Below are 16062 nucleotides of genomic sequence, written 5' to 3' on the forward strand. Positions count from 1 at the left end.
ATGGTTGCACACGCTCACGAACCCATCGTCGCCATTGCCACCGCGCCCGGGCAAGGCGGTATTGGCGTCATCCGGGTTTCAGGCCGGAACCTGGCGCCGCTGATCAGCCAGTTATTCAGTACGCCGTTAAAGCCACGCCACGCGCACTATCTCAGCTTCGACGACCAGCACGGCCAGCCCATCGACAAGGGCATCGTGCTGTACTTTCCCGCCCCCCACTCATATACCGGCGAAGATGTTCTTGAGCTGCAAGGCCATGGCGGACCCGCGGTACTGCGGCGCCTGCTCGACCGCTGCCTTGAAGCCGGAGCCCAATTTGGTCTAAGGCACGCCGAACCGGGCGAGTTCACTCACCGTGCCTTCCTTAACGAACGTCTCGACCTGGCGCAGGCAGAGGCCGTAGCCGACTTGATCGAGGCCTCTTCCGAAGCGGCAGCCCGCAGCGCCATGGCCTCGCTCAGCGGCGCTTTTTCGCAACAGGTACATGAACTGGACGACCGTATTGTGCATCTGCGCATGCTGGTCGAAGCCACGCTCGACTTCCCCGAAGAAGAAATCGAGTTCCTTGAGAAGTACCAGGCACGCGAACAACTACATAGCCTGCAGGCCGACCTGGACCACCTGCTGCGCCAGGCCGGGCAGGGCATGATCTTGCGCGAAGGCCTGCACGTGGTGCTGGCCGGCCAACCCAATGTGGGTAAATCCAGTTTGCTTAACGCCCTGGCCGGCGACGAGGTTGCCATCGTCACGCCGGTGGCGGGAACCACCCGCGACAAGGTCGTGCAGCAAATTCATATCCAGGGCGTGCCTATTCATATTATCGACACGGCCGGCCTGCGCGAAACCGACGACACCGTCGAACGCATTGGTATTGAGCGCAGCTGGGCCGAAATCGAAAAGGCCAATGTCATTATTCATCTGCAAGACATCCGCGCAGAAGAAAATCCACTAGACATCGACATCACCCGCCGCTTGCCGGCACGCACCCCGGTGCTTAAAGTATTCAATAAGCTTGATCTTGCCCCGGGCAAACCCGCGTCTTCTGATTCGGTGCTGTACATCTCGGCCAAAACAGGCGACGGGCTAGACCAACTGCGCCAACGCCTGCTGGACATCGCCGGCTGGAAGCCCACATCAGAATCACCCTGGCTGGCCCGTGAACGCCACGTTAAAGCCTTAAAGCTTGCAGCCGAACACATCGACCTCGCCGCACGCCATGCGCAACACAACGACAGCGTTCTAGACCTGTTCGCCGAAGAGCTCAGGCTCGCCCACGAAGCCCTCTGCAGCATCACCGGCCAGTTCACCAGCGACGATCTCTTAGGTGAAATCTTTTCGAGTTTTTGTATTGGGAAGTAATTTACGCCGAGCCAATAAAAAATCCGGCTATAAAAGCCGGATTCATCTGAGTGGCGCAGGCGCAACGCATTTCGTACTAAAAAGTAGTATTATCAGGCTTCCTTAGCTGCCTGAACAAGGCACTTAGAAAGTTTGTCGAAATGCAGCAAGGCGGCCTGGGTCAGGGTAACTTGCTTACGACGCGAGTCTTCGGTATCCGTCAACATGATCCAACCCTTTGCACGCATCGACTTTAACCGGTTATGAATGGTTGCCGGCGAACCCAGCTCGGAATACGCCATCATGTCGCGTACCGAAAGGCGGCTAGCTTCTTTAGCTGCAAAAGCAACCATTTGCAAAATACGCTCTTCTAATGGGTCAAGCGCTGGCAACGACGGCAAGCCGCGTAAAGACTCGGCCAACTGCAAAAAGCGCATATATATGTCGGCAGGGCGAGTTTTCTCTTTCATGGCTGAAACCGTACGGTTAATAAACTTAAGTAATTAAGCAAAACCTTGCATAACTGTTCTTGATATTAACAGTGCCGGTTTTGTAGGACAACAAGGCAAATGTCACAAATAGTATTACACACGGCCATGGCCCTGACGTCCGCCAGCCTGTACGGAATCACCTGGTTTATCAATTATTGGGCATTCCTCGGGCTAGAAGAAATCACCGGGGTAAATTGGGTCTTCTTACCCGCCGGCATACGGCTGTTATGCACGCTTTTATTTGGCTTTTGGGGCACACTGGGGCTGTGGGCCGCGTCATTCCTTATTGCCACACAATTTGTGTATCCAGAACAGTTTGTTTATGGGCTCACTGTTAGCGTCTTGTCGGCGCTGTCGCCCTATTTGATCTATCTTTCAGCACGACGCTACTTCGGTCTTTTACCATCTTTGCATAACCTTTCGCCCCAAAAGTTGTTGGTGTTGTGCGGAGCCTTTGGGATGCTGAACGCAATTTTTCATCACTCTTGGTACTGGTTTAGCGATACAAACAGCAGCTCTTTGAAAAGTTTTGTTGCCATGACAACAGGAGATATCGTTGGCGCCGTTATTGTGATGTATGCATTAAAAATAGCCTTAATGCTTTTCCCAAAGGCAAAGGCAAAGGCAATATCCAATAACCATTAACTGCGTACGATTATTGATCAAGAATTTGCCGTACTCTTGATGCTAGCTCGTCTTTTCGGTAAGGCTTGGTAAGTAACTGTATGCCTTGCGCCAATTGCTTGCCATCCATCAAGTGGTTTTCGCTATAGCCCGACGTAAACAACACTTTCGCCGTCGGGCATATAGCAAGCACTTGGTCTGCCAATTGCTTGCCGTTAATGTCGCCCGGCATCACCATGTCGGTAAATAGCAAGTCAAAAGTTTTGCCGCTCGCCACGGCGGCAATCGCCTCGGCGCCATTGGGGTACTCGATAACGTCGTAACCCAGACCCGACAAAAGCGTCACTGCATACAGCCGCACCAACGGGTCATCTTCAACCAGCAAAATCCGCTCGCCCCCCCCTTTAACTGGCGTCGCTGCAACGGCTTCAGTCAATAGCGCTGCCGTTTTGACGGCCGGTAAATACAGCCTGATCGTCGTGCCGCGCCCGGGTTCAGAATCGATCTCGACATGCCCGCCCGACTGCCGCACAAAACCATACACCATGGCCAGACCCAGGCCCGTACCTTTACCCTGGTCTTTAGTGGTAAAAAACGGCTCGAACACACGATCGAGTATCGCGGGTTCTATACCTGACCCCGTATCAGTCACCGACACCGCCACATAGTTACCCGCAGCCATATGACGTTGCAGCGCCTGGTCGGCCGCAAAATGCACATTACTCGTATGCAAGGTAAGTTGCCCGCCGGCACGCATCGCGTCGCGTGCATTAATAGCCAAATTCAATAAAGCGTTTTCAAGCTGATGCACATCGATATTGGCCGACCAGAGGTCTGGATTCTCGATAATGGTCAGGGCAATGTGCCCACCCATCGCGCTCTTGATAAAACTTCGATTTTTTTCGAGTAAGTCGTTTACTGACACTACCGTGGGCTTAAGGGGCTGTTTACGCGAAAACGCCAATAAGGCGCGGGTAAGCTCTGCACCGCGCTGCGCCGCGTTAACGACCATACCCGCAACTTTCCTCATAGGGTCTTGCACCGATAGGTGCGACTCAAGCAACTCGGCGTTGCCCATAATCACGGTCAGTAAATTATTAAAGTCGTGTGCGACACCGCCAGTAAGCTGGCCCAGGGAATCCAGCCGCTGCGCACGACGTAATTGATCTTCAAGCGCCAGACGCTCTGAAATATCGCTAAAGCTTATAACGGCGCCGCATATTTCGTCAGACTCGTTAAAGACTGGCGACACCATATATTCAACCGGAAAAGACGAGCCGTCTTTACGAAAAAACACTTCGTCGCTGACACGCCGCACCCTGCCATCTTGCAATGTTTTATAAACCGCGCAATCGGTAAACGCGTAAGGTTGCGCATTTTTTTTATGATGATGCACCAGCGCATGACTGTCTTTGCCCAGCATTTCGGGCTCGGTATAACCAAACGCCTGTAAAGCCGCCCTGTTCACATACACAACGTTGCCACGATGGTCGACACCGTTAATACCCTCAGCAACAGCGTTCAACAATGCTTCGGCCCGGCGCTGGCTGTCGGCAAGCGCCGCTTCAGCCACTTTACGTGCCGTAATGTCGGTAATGTAACCCTCGAGAAAGGCGACTTCGCCAGCCTCATCAAGTACAACCCGGCCTTGTTCCCACACCCAAGCAATTTGCCCATCGGCGCGACGAATACGGTAGTTGACATGAAAACTGCCATTTAAGCGGACCGCTTCGGAAATACGCAGCGCAACATACGCAATGTCGTCTGGATGAATGACCTGCGCATAAGATAAACGACGATTAAGCAAAAGATCGTCGGCATCGTAACCCGTTAACGCTTTTACCGACTGGCTGACATACAGCATTGTCCAGTGGTCATCGTTACGACAGCGATAAACCATGCCGGGCAAATTAGCCAAAAAGTTCAACATCGACTTTTCGGCTTCTTCGCGTTGCGCTTGCGCCAGTTTGATTTCGGTAAAGTCCTCGGCGATGCCAATCAGCCCGGTAGGCCGCCCCTTGGCATCGTGCTGCACCGATACGCTGACCCGCGCCCAAATAGTGTGCCCATCTTTGTGCGTATACCGTTTGTCAACGACAGTATTACGTTTCAGACCTCGTAGTAAAAGCTGAATCTCGTCATCAGTTTTATGGCGGTCTTCTACGTGAGTAACGGCCATGTAATCAAGCAACAACAGCTCTTGCTCGGTATAACCCAACATATCGCAATACGCCCGGTTAACTTGAACCAGCCGCCCATGCAAGTCAGTAATTGCAATACCCGTTGCCGCACCATAAAACGCATGGTTAATTTCTTGCCCGGTAAACTTGGTATGTTGCATTTTCCGGTCATGTACAACCAACAAGCCTGCTAACGCCGCCAATTGATCGAGCATCGATATATCGTCAACCGACGGCTGGCAACGATGATCTGCGTGCAACGCCAGGGTGCCAACTACCGCCCCTTCGCTGTTACGAAACGGGAAGGAACTGCATGCTGCAACCCCTTCTTTGGCGGCCGCGTAACTTACATTGGCCCATAACGGATCGGTTGCGATATCGGCCACAATAACAAGGTCGCCAATAAATACCGCACTGCCACACGACGCCGCACTGGGGCCAATACCCAGCGCGCACAACGCACTGATATAACCCGCTGACAGACGCGGAGACAACCCTGGCACCAAGCGTCGACTTTCTTCATCAACAAATAGTATCGATGCCCGTACCCGTGGAAACTCGCTTTCAACAAACGCAATGAGCTCGCCTAAAAGCTCAAACAAGGTCTTACCTCGTACGGCGTCGCGAAACAACCGATTTTGGAGAAGAATCAATGCCCGTTCGGGACTTACGCGACGGGCATCGAATAACTCTGCCATCTATTTTTCCCCTTGGCTTTAGCCCAGTACATTGCACGGTCGGCCTTGTTAAGCAAATCGTCTGCGCTAACCCCGTCGTAAGGGCAAACGGCAGCGCCGATACTGGCTGATACCGTAAAGACATGGTCACCAACATTTATGGGCTGTTGCAGTGAGTCAAGTATTTTATTGACGATGGTCTCAAGATCTTGGCTGTGGTTCACCTGACTAAGAATAATCGTGAATTCGTCGCCGGCTAACCGCGCAACAACGTCGGTCGTACGTACGGCCACACGTAAGCGCCGGCCTACGCCTTTAAGTACATCGTCGCCGGCCTGGTGGCCAAAACCATCGTTAATTTCTTTGAATTCATCAAGGTCAATAAACAATAAAGTGAATACACCCCCGTAACGCTGCACCCGCGCAATCTCGGTTTCCAGGCGATCAAAAAACATCCGCCGGTTGGGCAAACCCGTCAGCGCATCAAAATTGGCTTGTTGCCAAATTAAGGCTTCAGACGCTTTCATTCGCGAAATATCCGCGGTTGTCCCCACCATGCGAACAGGGTTGCCCACGGGGTCGCGCTCAACAATCATCCCGCGCTCTAATACCCACTTCCACGACCCGTCTTTACAGCGCATACGATGTTCAACAACATAGTCGGTACGCTCACCCTTAAGGTAGTCAGTCATGGTTTTCATGACCACGGGGTAATCATCGGGATGGATGCGGCTTGCCCATGCCTCGATGCTTTCCGTCATTTCTTCAGGCTCAAAGCCCAGCAAAGTTTTCCAACGGGCCGACACATGGTTTTTACCGGCAACGATATCGTGATCCCATACGCCGTCGCCAGCGCCTTCAAGCGCAAACTTCCAGCGTTGTTCGCTAACCTGAAGCTGATGATTGATACGACGAATTTGACGTAATGCTCGGGTACGGTCAGCTACCAGCCAGGTCAACACCGCTAAAAATGCACTCAGCAATAGGCCGATAAAAATAGCCCAGCTGCCCGACAAATTACGAAACTGATCATAAAATTTCGGGGTTGACGCAATGTCCAGCTCCCAGGTTCGGCCCAACAAGCTTACGGTACGCGTCGCTACCAGGGGTTTAAAACCGTTGGGACGTACTTCTGATGCAATGTCAGATGTAAACACCAATTGTCGCGAACTGGTGTCAGTGGCATCAAACACGTTAAGCGCAAGCTCAAAGCCCTGGCCGTCAAATGTTGCTGCCAATGTTTCGTCTAATCGAAAAGCAATGTATATCCAACCCATTAACGTTGACGGCTTGATGGTGCTGGACAACGCAAACTCGGCATCGATCGGCATGAACAGCAAATACCCGGTGTCATCTTGCGTACCGTTGTTTTCGTATTGAAGTAAACGGGTCGGATTAGACAGCACCGCGACAGAAGCTTTTGCCGATTCGTGTAGCGTCGTTTCACGACTAGGATCGCTAAAAGCATCTACGCCGACAATGGCCAAATTCCGTTCATTTTCGGGGTAGATATATTCAATGTTGGCTTTGGTTTTATCGGCATTTAAGGCGATATACCCCAACGCCACAATGCCAGGAGACTGCTTCTGGAAATTAAGCGTATCGACAAACTCGACAAACTCGACCCGATCAACGGCATCAGACGCCGCAAACAAAGCTCGAATAGCTTCCAGGCGCGATTGATATTGCAAAAAACGCGCCTGAAACTGCCCCAGCGTTTGATCTACCTGAACAAAAAAAGCACGTCGAACTTCGGCCTGATGGGCCCGATCGAACACTAACCAGGACGCGTAGGTCAGCAAAAAGCCGCCGGCTAATACCAGCAAAGGCAAAACCAGAAAGTGATAACGCAAACGCAAATAGGTGCGGGTATGCGATCGACGGGTGCCTTGCATTGATGCTCAAACGTAACGTGTCGTGACAGCTCATTGGATGATGCCCCTGCAAAAAATGCAAGTTCATTTCTTGCAGGGTTCCCCCTATTTTATTTATAAAGAATAAATATTATGATTTATAAGTAATTAACAATATTTGCTTCTACCCTATTCGCGAGCCCGAACATGACCCAATCTACCCAATACAAACTGTTATCCGTCAAATTTACTGATGCCATTGCCTTGGTGACACTTACCCGGCCAGCCAAACGTAATGCCATCAACCTTGATTTGGTCGGCGAACTTAACCATTGTTTCGGGTCAATGCCCGACACAGTAAAAGCCATCATTTTGCACGGCGAAGGCGACCACTTTTGCGCAGGGCTCGACTTGTCCGAGGTTCGCGAACACACCGTACCGCAGTCGGTCCTACATTCGCGCATGTGGCATGAAGCCTTCGAAAAAATCCAGTTCGGACGAGCTCCCGTCATTGCCGTCTTGCATGGTGCAGTCGTCGGTGGCGGGCTTGAACTGGCATCTGCAACCCATATTCGCGTCGCGGAAAACACCGCGTTTTATGCCTTGCCCGAAGGCAAACGAGGGTTATTCGTCGGGGGTGGCGGCTCAGTACGTATTTCGCGCCTGATCGGCGTCAACCGCATGTCCGACCTGATGCTCACAGGCCGTGTACTCAGCGCCGAAGAAGGCCTGCAATTGGGCATTTCGACCTACCTGACTGAACCAGGCGAAGGGCTTAAAAAGGCCATGGAGTTGGCCCAGGGCATTGCAACCAACGCCGCCATGACCAATTACGGCGTCATGCACATGCTGCCCCGTATCGCCGACCAAACCATTCAAGACGGTATGGCAACCGAATCGCTGATGGCAGCTGTTGCTCAAACCGACCCCGCCACACAACGTTTGCTGGCCGAGTTTCTTGACCAGAAAAAGAACAAAGTTCAACGGAGCTAATCACCATGTTCCAATACCAACCCCCACTCAAAGATATTAATTTTGTTCTGGCCGATATGTTCCAGGCTGCGGACGTCTTGCAACAGTATCCCGGGTTTGTAGACGTCGATCATGCGCTAATTCAGCAAGTCATTGAAGAGGCCGGGCGATTTGCAAGCGAAGTCCTGTTCCCGCTTAATGCGACTGCAGATGCTAAAGGCAGTGCGCTCGACAATGGCCGGGTCATAACGCCGCAAGGTTATGCCCAGGCTTATCATCAGTTTTGTGAAGCTGGCTGGCCCGCACTCGCGTGCGACCCAGACTACGGCGGGCAGGGATTGCCACACACCCTGAACAGCGTCCTGTACGAAATGCTCAATGCCACAAACCTGGCCTGGACGATGTTCCCTGGTTTGCTGCATGGCGCTTATTCTTGCATTCATCGTTATGCAAGCGACCACATCAAAAACACATACCTGCCAAAAATTGTCAGCGGCGAATGGTTGGCCACCATGTGTCTGACCGAACCTCATGCCGGGAGCGACCTGGGTTTACTGCGCACCAAGGCCATACCCAACGACGACGGCAGCTACCAAATTACCGGCACCAAAATTTTTATCTCTGGCGGCGACCAAGACATCACCGACAACATCGTTCATCTGGTACTTGCCCGGTTGCCCGACGCGCCTGCAGGCAGCAAAGGCATTTCGTTGTTTGTCGTGCCAAAGATATTCCCCGATGGCGACCGCGCCGGACAACATAACGCCGTCACGTGCACTGGGCTTGAGCACAAAATGGGCATCCATGGCAGCCCAACCTGCACTATGCAGTTCGAAGAGGCGACCGGCTGGCTGGTGGGAGAACCCCACCGCGGCTTGGCAGCCATGTTTGTCATGATGAATTCGGCCCGGCTGCAGGTGGGTATTGGAGGCCTGGGTATTGCCGAAACGGCCTACCAAAATGCATTGATTTACGCCAACGAACGACTTCAGTCGCGGGCCGTCATGCGGCCAGAACATCGTAAAACAGAAGCCGCGGACCCCATTGTCATGCATCCGCCGGTACAACGCTTGTTAATGACGCAACGCGCCTGGGTTGAAGGCTGCCGGATGCTGGCTTACTACAGCGCACTACTGCTTGATGGCGCCGAACACCACCCCGATGAAGCCCAACGCAAAGCGCTCGACGAGCAGCTGGCACTACTGACGCCGATCATCAAGGCCTTGATGACCGATCAAGGGTTTGCAGGCGCCAGCCAAGCGCTGCAAGTCTATGGTGGTCACGGATACGTCTGCGAAACCGGTATCGAACAGTACATGCGCGATGTTCGCATCACCATGATTTACGAAGGTACCAACGAAATCCAGGCCATAGATCTGTTGATGCGAAAGATACTGGCCGACAATGGCAAACGCCTGGGTATGTTGCTGGATGATATCGAACAAACCATTGCCGAAACAACGCACGAATCATTGGCAAGCGCAACGACAGCCCTTTTAGCATTAACACGTACCCTACGTACGTTAATACCCGAAATTGGCCAAGCCGGCCTGAGCTACCCCGACCTGCCCCACCAAATTGCACCCGAAGTATTGCGATTGGTTGGTCATTGCGCCATTGCGTGGCTTTGGCTTAAGGCGGCCAACGTCGCCCGTACCTTGCAAGACAAAGACCCCGACTTTTATCTGGCAAAGCAGACGACGGCGCAGTATTACTTTACGTTTGTCTTACCCGAGTCGCAGCAACTGATCACTGTCATTAAGCAATGCCTGGCCAATGCCAAGGCAGGCCAACACCAAAACTACCAAACGGTACTTTCTGTGCAATGACGGCCAAGGCAACCTCGCGCCAACCTGCCCCAGTAGACCAATCTTATTTGCTTGGTCTACTGGGGTACAACTGCTTGCAGGCGTATCTTAAAATCATCCCACAAGTAAAAAAGCAGCTTAAAAAGGTTCAGTTACGTCCTGTCGAATTCACCGTTTTAGCCGTTATCGTCGACAACCCGGACATCAACCAAAAACGTCTGGGTGAAGCCATCAACGTTTCACCGCCGAATCTGGCGACTTTACTTGACCGCATGCAGGCCGACGGCCTGCTGACCCGCCAGCGCAACCCAAACGACAAACGCTCCCAGATACTGGCACTTACACTGCAGGGTAAGCAACGATATGAAAAGGCCCGTGCTGGTATCGCCGACCTTGACCGTCCTGCGTCGCTCTCTTCCGACGAGCACGACCAACTGATCTACCTACTGCAAAAAGTATTTCTGTAACCTGTTTTTCTAAAGGCGTCACATGAATCTAGTGACCGAACTTCCCGACCGACCCCTAGACATTATTGGTGATATTCACGGCGAAATTGACGCCCTCGAGCTCCTGCTCGAACGATTGGGGTATTCATCCAGTGGCCACCACCCGCAGAACCGCATTCCCGTGTTTGTGGGTGACCTTGTCGACCGCGGGCCCGACAGCCATGGTGTCGTCAGGCGCGTACAAGAGCTGGTAGAAAACCACCAGGCCCAGGCTATTTTGGGAAACCACGAACTTAACTTATTAACCGACGACATTAAAGATGGGGCGGGCTGGTTCTTCGACGAGCGCTATGAGCAAGATTTGAAGAACTACGCGCCTTTTAGACGAACGCCTGTATCAGAGCGACATGAGGTTCGAGCATTCTTGAACAGCTTACCCGTTGTTTTAGTGGGTAAAAACCTTCGGATTGTTCATGCGGCATGGTCACAAACTGCCGTTCAGGCGATTCAAGACATCCCTTTGGGTAACGTTACCGAAGCATTTAAACGTTGGGACGAAGAGGCCCAAAAAGCGGCGGAACACAGCGGCCTTTACGATCAGTACCTTGAAGAAAAAGAGCGATGGGCCAAAGTGCTGGAAGACGATACATCTCCGCCGCCGGTGCTCGAGCATATCGCGCAGTACGAAGCCATGCAGCAAATGGTTAACCCGTTTAAGGTATTGACGTCAGGCGTCGAAAAGAAAGCGGCCAAACCATTCTTTGCAGGCGGGCGCTGGCGCTTTTCAGACCGCGTCAACTGGTGGGATGACTATAGAGGTACTGAAAACGTCGTCATCGGCCATTATTGGCGCTTGTATCGGCAAAAAGTTACCCAGGCCAGTCCCCGATACACACAGCTCTTCAGCAATATTCATTCGTTGGCCTGGTATGGCTATGAAAAAAAGGTATTTTGCATCGATTACTCGGTTGGCGCGCGTTGGAGAGACCGTAAGGCCAATCGCCCGGTCAGTCAGTCCAGGTTCAAGCTGGGTGCACTGCGCTGGCCCGAAAACCAGCTGATATTTGATGATGGCACCGCGGTGAATACCATCAGGTAACTCCGACGGGTTTTCCTTCCGTCAACAACCTTTAAAAGGGCCCTTAGGCCCTTTTTTTTTGCATTTTTCTTTACCCAAAGACTTAGGTTACACAAAATTACAATAAAGATGCCTGTGGATAACGTCTAGTACGAGGCAATGTGAACAGCTTGTGGACGAGACAGGCATAACCTCATAAATCTGTGCCCTTCAAAAAATTGTCCAGAAACCATCCTTTGCTTACGCCCAAGTTAGTCCAGAGATTTTTTTGCGTTAAGTCGTTGTTCTTAAACAGTCAAATCAGCTTGTTCTACTTATCCACAGACACCCATTATCAGTAATCATTTGATATCAAAGAAAAGGAATAACTAAAACACTTTGTTCCCAACGCCACCGGCGGCAAGCCGCTGCACAACAGCCGACAAAGTTCCTATACTTCGCTTCGTTCAGTTCAAAGCACAGCCAAACGTGCCAAAGCGTTATCCAGGGTTTGAGGTTGTTTGGCAAAGCAAAACCGAACCAGATGATTGTTTGCTGACTTCGATTCGGGATGCATGTAAAACGCAGACAGCGGAATGACCGTAACGCCGTGTTCGATCGTTAATTTTTTTGCAAAGGTACTTTCTGATTCATGGCTGAGATTTTTGTAGTTGGCCAGTAAAAAGAACGTACTGTTGCTTTTGTAGGGAACAAATTTTGTAGACGCCAAACCTTTTGCCAAATAGTCACGCTTCTCTTCGTAGAAACTTGCTAAACCGTTAAACGTAGATTCGTCTGCTGCGTATTGCGCTAAAGCAACCTGCATAGGCGACGTTACGGTGAACACCGTGAATTGATGAACTTTTCTGATTTCTTTCATCAGATAAGACGGCGCTACGCAGTAGCCAATTTTCCAACCTGTGATGTGATAAGTCTTGCCAAATGAAGAAACGACAATTGAACGAGAAGCCAGTTTTGGTCGTGACGACATGCCTAAATGTGGCTTGTTTTCGAAAATGATGTGCTCATAGACTTCGTCCGACAACACAAAAAATGGGGAACGCTCAAGTAAATTTTCCAGCGCATCCAGGTCTGCGTTGTTCAGAGTCATCCCTGTTGGGTTATGAGGCGTATTTAAAATCAGCAACCTTGTTTTTTCAGTAAGTGCATCTTCTACTTTGTTCCAATCAATGCGGTAACTTGCTTCGGGTGTGTCTGGTACCGTCATTTGTACAAGTACAGGTTTTCCACCGGCTAATTCGATCGCAGGAACATACAAGTCATACATTGGCTCGATCACAACAACTTCATCGCCAGGTTTAACCAGGGCTTGTATTGAAATCATCAATGCTTCAGTAGCACCGGCGGTTACCGTAATTTCAGTATCGGGGTTGTAGTGCTGACCATACAAGGTTGAAATTTTTGTGGCGATAGCATGGCGTAACGACGCGATGCCTGGCATGGGTGGATATTGATTGTGGCCATTTTTCATGGCTTCGGTTGTCAGGCTTATTAGCCTTTCGTCCGGGTTGAAGTCAGGAAACCCTTGCCCTAAGTTGATGGCGTTATGCTCGGCAGCCAGCTGGCTCATTACGGTAAAAATAGTGGTGCCGACGTTGGGTAATTTCGATTCAATACTCATTTGCCGTGTCTCTGTGGTTGTTGTGTAGTTTGCGCCGTTAGGCATAGGTTGGCTTGGGGTAATCATGTATTTGAAATATCTACGCGCTATGGTTATTCTTGCGGTGCATTTGAATTCAAGCTGTGCGTAAGTCTCGTTTGGTTATTAAGTTAAGCGTATCCAGTTCGTGTCGGCGCCCTTGGTTCATTGTTTTTCTTGTTTCTATTTAGGACGCTAGTACTATGGCTCAAACGGGCAAAGTTAAATGGTTTAACGCCGACAAAGGTTTTGGTTTCATTACGCCTGACGCAGGTGGTGCAGACGTGTTTGCTCACTTCTCCGCTATCGATGGTCGCGGTTACCGCAGCCTTAACGAAGGTCAGGCTGTAGAGTTTGAAGTTAATGATGGCCCGAAAGGTCCTCAAGCTGCTCAAATTCGCCCTCTTTAAGATGTAAGCAGTTCGCTGCGCTTCATCGAAACCCCGGCAGTGCTGGGGTTTTTTATTCACATTTTATCCTTCCTGTACCCACAGCTTTATACACATACTTATCCACATGGTGTGTTTTGTGTTTCACGTGAAACGTTTTCCGGCTTAACCTTAGCCCTGCTGTTTTTTAGGATGGTTCTTAAGAAATCTTGTGCGTTTTCAGATGCCCGTATTTTTCTGGAAATAATATTCAACGCCGCTTCTCCCGTTTGTTTCACGTGAAACATGGTGGTAGATAATGTGTGTTGGCGTGATTCTTTAATTTGTTGATAACTGTATGTTTCACGTGAAACGTAGTGCGGAAGTTATAATCATCCGTATATAGTCTTTTAAAGTTATCAAACATGATCTACCCAGACGAATTCGACGTCATCGTTATTGGTGGTGGACACGCTGGTACCGAAGCTGCCCTGGCTGCGGCACGAACGGGCGCATCTACACTGCTTCTTACCCACAATATAGACACACTCGGCCAAATGTCGTGTAACCCGTCTATCGGTGGAATTGGTAAAGGCCATTTGGTTAAAGAGGTCGATGCCCTGGGTGGGGCTATGGCACTTGCTACCGATAAAGCGGGAATACAGTTTCGAACGCTTAATAGTTCAAAAGGTCCGGCGGTACGTGCGACGCGAGCTCAAGCCGATCGGTCGCTGTATCGCAGTGCAATCAGGCAAACACTAGAGAATCAACCTAATCTAACAATCTTTCAACAGTCGGTTGATGATTTGTTGATGCAGGGCGATCGCGTTACGGGTGCGGTAACCAAAATTGGTTTGTCGTTTAAAGGACGTGCTGTTGTGCTAACAGCAGGCACGTTTTTAAATGGGTTGATCCACGTAGGGCTAGATAACTATTCTGGTGGCCGTGCAGGAGACCCGCCTGCTGTGTCTTTGGGGCAGCGCCTTAAAGAATTGAAACTGCCCCAAGGTCGTCTCAAGACGGGTACGCCGCCGCGTATTGATGCAAGAAGTATTGACTTTAGCCGTACTCAAGTACAGCCTGGCGACACAGACCCCATCCCTGTCTTTTCGTTTATGGGCAATGAATCCATGCATCCGGCGCAAATGCCTTGTTGGATTACACATACAAACGAACGTACGCACGATATTATTCGCTCGGGTCTCGATAGGTCCCCTATGTATAGCGATCAGGGTCAAATTGAAGGGATCGGCCCTCGTTACTGCCCATCGATCGAAGACAAGATTCATCGCTTTGCCGACAAGTCGAGCCATCAAATATTTTTAGAACCAGAAGGCTTTACGACAACAGAGATATACCCTAACGGCGTATCTACTAGTTTGCCGTTCGATATTCAGCTAGCGCTGGTCAGAACATTGCCAGGCCTGGAAAACGCATTGATCATGCGGCCTGGGTATGCCATTGAATATGATTACTTTGATCCACGTGAATTAAAGTTTTCATTAGAAACTAAAGCAATTTCGGGTCTGTTTTTTGCCGGCCAAATCAATGGCACCACCGGGTACGAAGAAGCTGCAGCCCAGGGGTTGTTGGCTGGCGTTAATGCTGCACGTCATGCTAAAGAACTTGATGCATGGTGTCCAAAGCGTAACGAGGCCTATCTTGGTGTCTTGGTTGATGATTTGATTACCCGAGGCGTGACAGAGCCCTATCGTATGTTCACGTCTCGCGCCGAATTCCGCTTAAGCTTGCGCGAAGATAATGCCGATCTGAGATTGACCGAAATTGGCCGTGATTTGGGCTTGGTAGATGATGCTCGCTGGGATGCTTTTAATAGAAAGCGCGATGCTGTTTCACGTGAAATAGAGCGTTTGAAAAAAACCTGGGTTAATCCACGCATTGTCAGCGAAGCGGTCGCTCAAGAGGTAGTAGGCAAAAAGCTGGAACGCGACTACGCATTATTGGACTTGTTAAAGCGTCCCGAGGTTACCTATCAAAAGTTGACCACGCTGACCACTGTCGATGGGAAAAATATTGGCGGGCCTGCGGTTGAAGATCCTGTTGTGGCTGAGCAGGTAGAAATTCAGGTCAAGTACGAAGGATACGTTAATCGTCAGCAACAAGACGTGAAGAAACAGGCTGCACAAGAAGAGCAAAAAATTCCAGAGAATCTCGACTACGATGCAATCTCCAGTTTGTCGATCGAGGTGCGTCAAAAACTTAAGAAAAGCCGTCCAGAAACGATTGGTCAGGCGCGTCGTGTGTCGGGTGTAACGCCTGCGGCCATTTCATTGCTTTTGATTCACATTAAACGTCACAACTACGGAAAACACGCGGCATGACGGCGTCGACCTCGGTCTATTTACAACGTCTTCGAGCTGCTGTCGATCAGTTGGGCATCGAAGCGACTGACGCGCAGTGCGAATTGCTATTGCATTACTTGCAGCACGGTATTTGTCAAACAAGATGTCCGATATTTCATGCAGCAAACTTTAATTTTCCCGCCGTTTCGCCATCGACCTTTGCTGGGTTTAACCAGACTTCACTGACATGATGCCACGCACGCGTTTGACGACTCTTCCATCGAT

12 protein-coding genes are annotated in these 16062 nt (G+C 50.7%); 8 read left to right on the top strand and 4 right to left on the bottom strand.

Going from position 1 to position 16062, the window contains the following annotated elements:
- Positions 1–1359: a tRNA uridine-5-carboxymethylaminomethyl(34) synthesis GTPase MnmE gene (mnmE, locus tag CHR62_RS15000; protein ID WP_123661468.1), complete on the top strand. Its 1359-nt coding sequence runs from the start codon at positions 1–3 to the stop codon at positions 1357–1359.
- Positions 1360–1451: 92 nt separating this feature from the next.
- On the opposite strand, the gene CHR62_RS15005 is transcribed toward mnmE, so the two are convergent.
- Positions 1452–1808, bottom strand: a complete 357-nt coding sequence (locus CHR62_RS15005) for a MarR family transcriptional regulator (RefSeq protein WP_093971511.1) — start codon at positions 1806–1808, stop codon at positions 1452–1454.
- Positions 1809–1907: 99 nt separating this feature from the next.
- Between CHR62_RS15005 and CHR62_RS15010 the strand changes: the two genes are divergently transcribed.
- Positions 1908–2474: a hypothetical protein gene (locus CHR62_RS15010; protein ID WP_123661469.1), complete on the top strand. Its 567-nt coding sequence runs from the start codon at positions 1908–1910 to the stop codon at positions 2472–2474.
- 10 nt (positions 2475–2484) lie between these two features.
- Here CHR62_RS15010 and CHR62_RS15015 read toward each other — a convergent pair whose 3' ends face one another.
- Complete coding sequence (locus tag CHR62_RS15015) at positions 2485–5331, bottom strand: PAS domain S-box protein (RefSeq protein ID WP_123661470.1); 2847 nt, start codon at positions 5329–5331, stop codon at positions 2485–2487.
- A complete protein-coding gene (locus tag CHR62_RS15020) occupies positions 5301–7205 on the bottom strand; it encodes a diguanylate cyclase domain-containing protein (protein WP_123661471.1) in 1905 nt (634 codons plus the stop codon). Before CHR62_RS15020 ends, CHR62_RS15015 begins: the two co-directional genes overlap by 31 nt.
- A 165-nt stretch (positions 7206–7370) precedes the next feature.
- Between CHR62_RS15020 and CHR62_RS15025 the strand changes: the two genes are divergently transcribed.
- From CHR62_RS15025 to CHR62_RS15040, 4 genes are read left to right on the top strand one after another with little or no spacing between them, the layout of a single operon-like run.
- Positions 7371–8156, top strand: a complete 786-nt coding sequence (locus CHR62_RS15025) for a crotonase/enoyl-CoA hydratase family protein (RefSeq protein ID WP_093971507.1) — start codon at positions 7371–7373, stop codon at positions 8154–8156.
- Between the two features lie 5 nt (positions 8157–8161).
- Positions 8162–9964 (top strand): acyl-CoA dehydrogenase C-terminal domain-containing protein, encoded by a 1803-nt coding sequence (locus CHR62_RS15030; protein WP_123661472.1) that lies wholly within the window; start codon positions 8162–8164, stop codon positions 9962–9964.
- Positions 9961–10410 carry a MarR family winged helix-turn-helix transcriptional regulator gene (locus tag CHR62_RS15035; protein ID WP_123661473.1) on the top strand — a complete coding sequence of 150 codons (450 nt, stop codon included), beginning with the start codon at positions 9961–9963 and terminating at the stop codon, positions 10408–10410. Before CHR62_RS15030 ends, CHR62_RS15035 begins: the two co-directional genes overlap by 4 nt.
- Positions 10411–10432: 22 nt before the next feature.
- Positions 10433–11488, top strand: coding sequence for a metallophosphoesterase (locus tag CHR62_RS15040; protein ID WP_123661474.1), 1056 nt, complete (start codon positions 10433–10435; stop codon positions 11486–11488).
- 430 nt (positions 11489–11918) lie between these two features.
- Here the strand turns inward: CHR62_RS15040 and CHR62_RS15045 are convergent, their stop codons facing one another.
- The gene (locus CHR62_RS15045) at positions 11919–13088 is read right to left on the bottom strand and encodes a methionine aminotransferase (RefSeq protein ID WP_093971503.1); all 1170 of its coding nucleotides are present in this window, start codon (positions 13086–13088) and stop codon (positions 11919–11921) included.
- Positions 13089–13309: 221 nt separating this feature from the next.
- Here CHR62_RS15045 and CHR62_RS15050 point away from each other — a divergent pair, with 221 nt between their 5' ends.
- Together CHR62_RS15050 and mnmG are read left to right on the top strand one after the other, a co-directional pair.
- Positions 13310–13516, top strand: a complete 207-nt coding sequence (locus tag CHR62_RS15050; RefSeq protein ID WP_093971502.1) for a cold-shock protein — start codon at positions 13310–13312, stop codon at positions 13514–13516.
- Positions 13517–13899: 383 nt separating this feature from the next.
- A complete protein-coding gene (mnmG, locus tag CHR62_RS15055) occupies positions 13900–15816 on the top strand; it encodes a tRNA uridine-5-carboxymethylaminomethyl(34) synthesis enzyme MnmG (RefSeq protein ID WP_123661475.1) in 1917 nt (638 codons plus the stop codon).
- Positions 15817–16062 lie beyond the last annotated feature (246 nt).

This window comes from Pusillimonas sp. NJUB218 (assembly GCF_003788685.1).
Taxonomy (GTDB): domain Bacteria; phylum Pseudomonadota; class Gammaproteobacteria; order Burkholderiales; family Burkholderiaceae_B; genus Neopusillimonas.

What these genes read in the sequence shown, in the direction of transcription:
- CHR62_RS15050 (WP_093971502.1), top strand. Translation starts at nt 13,310, where the DNA reads ATGGCTCAAACGGGCAAAGTTAAATGGTTTAACGCCGACAAAGGTTTT.
- mnmG (WP_123661475.1), top strand. Translation starts at nt 13,900, where the DNA reads ATGATCTACCCAGACGAATTCGACGTCATCGTTATTGGTGGTGGACAC.
- CHR62_RS15015 (WP_123661470.1), bottom strand. Translation starts at nt 5,331, where the DNA reads ATGGCAGAGTTATTCGATGCCCGTCGCGTAAGTCCCGAACGGGCATTG.
- CHR62_RS15010 (WP_123661469.1), top strand. Translation starts at nt 1,908, where the DNA reads ATGTCACAAATAGTATTACACACGGCCATGGCCCTGACGTCCGCCAGC.
- CHR62_RS15045 (WP_093971503.1), bottom strand. Translation starts at nt 13,088, where the DNA reads ATGAGTATTGAATCGAAATTACCCAACGTCGGCACCACTATTTTTACC.
- CHR62_RS15025 (WP_093971507.1), top strand. Translation starts at nt 7,371, where the DNA reads ATGACCCAATCTACCCAATACAAACTGTTATCCGTCAAATTTACTGAT.
- CHR62_RS15030 (WP_123661472.1), top strand. Translation starts at nt 8,162, where the DNA reads ATGTTCCAATACCAACCCCCACTCAAAGATATTAATTTTGTTCTGGCC.
- CHR62_RS15020 (WP_123661471.1), bottom strand. Translation starts at nt 7,205, where the DNA reads ATGCAAGGCACCCGTCGATCGCATACCCGCACCTATTTGCGTTTGCGT.
- mnmE (WP_123661468.1), top strand. Translation starts at nt 1, where the DNA reads ATGGTTGCACACGCTCACGAACCCATCGTCGCCATTGCCACCGCGCCC.
- CHR62_RS15005 (WP_093971511.1), bottom strand. Translation starts at nt 1,808, where the DNA reads ATGAAAGAGAAAACTCGCCCTGCCGACATATATATGCGCTTTTTGCAG.
- CHR62_RS15040 (WP_123661474.1), top strand. Translation starts at nt 10,433, where the DNA reads ATGAATCTAGTGACCGAACTTCCCGACCGACCCCTAGACATTATTGGT.
- CHR62_RS15035 (WP_123661473.1), top strand. Translation starts at nt 9,961, where the DNA reads ATGACGGCCAAGGCAACCTCGCGCCAACCTGCCCCAGTAGACCAATCT.